The sequence below is a fragment of the Micromonospora sp. NPDC003776 genome, from assembly GCF_053605645.1.
On the sequence record NZ_JBSGJR010000878.1, the window covers coordinates 1 to 1,846 of the forward strand.

Genomic DNA, 1,846 nt, shown 5'->3' on the forward strand with positions numbered 1-1,846 from the left:
GGAGCCCGCCGGGCGTGGTCTGATGGTGCCGGGGGGCAGTGTCTTCCCGGGGCTGCACCACGGCCGGGCGGTGTGGGACAAGACCTGGGAGCACGTCACCGCCATCGCCGCGCTGACGCGAGCGATGGGCGCCCGCCATCTCGTCGTCATCCCCTCCTTCTGGCGGGACGACAAGTCCGGTGAGGTGCTGGAGCCGTCCGAGCTGACCCCGGCCCAGTGGCGCGATGCCCCTCGAACTCGGGTGGCAGCAGCAGGGGCCGCAGCTCACCGTGCCCGTCGAAGGCGATGCCGAACATCTCGTACGTCTCGCGCTCGTGCCAGGCCGCGCCGGGGAAGAGGTCCACCACCGAGGCCACCGTCGGCGTCGCGCGGGGCACCCGGGTCCGCAGCAGCAGCCCGTGCCGGTGCCGGGTGGACCAGAGGTGGACCACCACGTCGAAACCCTCGGCCAGCTCGTCGACCGCGGAGAGCCAGTCGAAGAAGTCGAGCCCCAGCCCGGCGTCGTCGCGGGCCGCGCGGACCGCGTCCCGCCAGCTCGCCGGGGGTACGTCGACGGTCGCTCGGGCGTACCCCTGACCGCCGGAGACCGACGCGGTGACCGCCACGGGCGCGAGCAGCGCCACCACCCGCTGGCCGACCTCTTCCGGAGTCATGCCGCTGATCCTATGGCCGGCGTCCCCGGCCCGGGTCGGCGCGGCGGTGCCCTCCCGGCCGGGATCCGCCGCTTTGCCCGACATGCCGGCGTCCGGCGGGGAAAGATGAACACCGTGCGTGCTGTGACTGTGACCCCCGGGGTGCCCGACTCGCTGCGGCTGACCGACGAGTGGCCTGAGCCGGCCCCGGAGGAGGGCGCGATCCTGGTGCAGGCGTTGGCGGTGGGGATCTGCGGCACCGACTACGAGATCATCGAGGGTTCGTACGGCGAGGCGCCGCCCGGCCAGGAGCGCCTGGTGCTCGGGCACGAGTCGCTGGGCCGGGTGCTGGAGGATCCGACCGGGACCCTGCAACCGGGCGACCTGGTGGCCGGGATCGTCCGCCATCCCGACCCGGTGCCCTGCCGGAACTGCGCGGTCGACGAGTGGGACATGTGCCGCAACGGCCGGTACACCGAGCACGGCATCAAGGGGCTGCCCGGCTTCGCCCGGGACCGTTGGCGGGTGCAGCCGAAGTTCGCCGTCGGCCTGGACCCGGTCCTCGCCCCGGTCGGCATGCTGCTGGAGCCGACCAGCGTGGTGGCGAAGGCGTGGGACCACATCGAGCGGATCGGTTCCCGGGCCGAGTGGAAGCCGCAGATCGTCCTGGTCACCGGGGCCGGGCCGATCGGCCTGCTGGCGGCGCTGCTGGCCACCCAGCGGGGGCTGGCCGTGCACGTGCTGGACCGGAACACCACCGGGCCCAAGCCGGACCTGGTCCGGTCGCTCGGGGCCACGTACCACACCTCGCCGGTGGGCGAGCTGGACTTCGAGCCGGACGTGGTGGTCGAGTGCACCGGCGCGCCAACCGTGGTGATGGACGCGATGTGCAAGGTCGGACCGACCGGCATCGTCTGCCTCACCGGCGTGTCCAGCGGCGGGCGGACCATCGACTTCGACGCCGGGGCGCTCAACCGGGCGCTGGTGCTGGAGAACAACGTGGTCTTCGGTTCGGTGAACGCCAACCGGCGGCACTGGGACCTGGCCGCCGAGGCGCTCGCCCGGGCCGACCAGGCCTGGCTGAACTCGCTGATCACCCGCCGGGTGCCGGTCTCCTCGTACGCCGACGCCTACACCTCCGGCGGCGAGGACATCAAGGTGGTGCTGGACTTCGCGTAGCGCGGGGCGGGGCGTCGCAGCCCCGCCCCGCCGCT

General features: G+C 73.5%; 2 protein-coding genes. One reads left to right on the forward strand and one right to left on the reverse strand.

Annotation, left to right across the window (positions count from 1 at the left end; all coding sequences use genetic code 11):
• Nucleotides 1-146 precede the first annotated feature (146 nt).
• A complete protein-coding gene (locus ACWEVO_RS36000) occupies nucleotides 147-653 on the reverse strand; it encodes an NADH-quinone oxidoreductase subunit C (RefSeq protein ID WP_452311864.1) in 507 nt (168 codons plus the stop codon).
• A gap of 114 nt (nucleotides 654-767) precedes the next feature.
• Between ACWEVO_RS36000 and ACWEVO_RS36005 the strand changes: the two genes are divergently transcribed.
• Nucleotides 768-1,811 (forward strand): glucose 1-dehydrogenase, encoded by a 1,044-nt coding sequence (locus ACWEVO_RS36005; protein WP_452311865.1) that lies wholly within the window; start codon nucleotides 768-770, stop codon nucleotides 1,809-1,811.
• Nucleotides 1,812-1,846 lie beyond the last annotated feature (35 nt).

Excerpts from the sequence above, each read along its gene's own strand:
- ACWEVO_RS36000 (WP_452311864.1), bottom strand. The coding sequence starts at position 653 with ATGACTCCGGAAGAGGTCGGCCAGCGGGTGGTGGCGCTGCTCGCGCCC.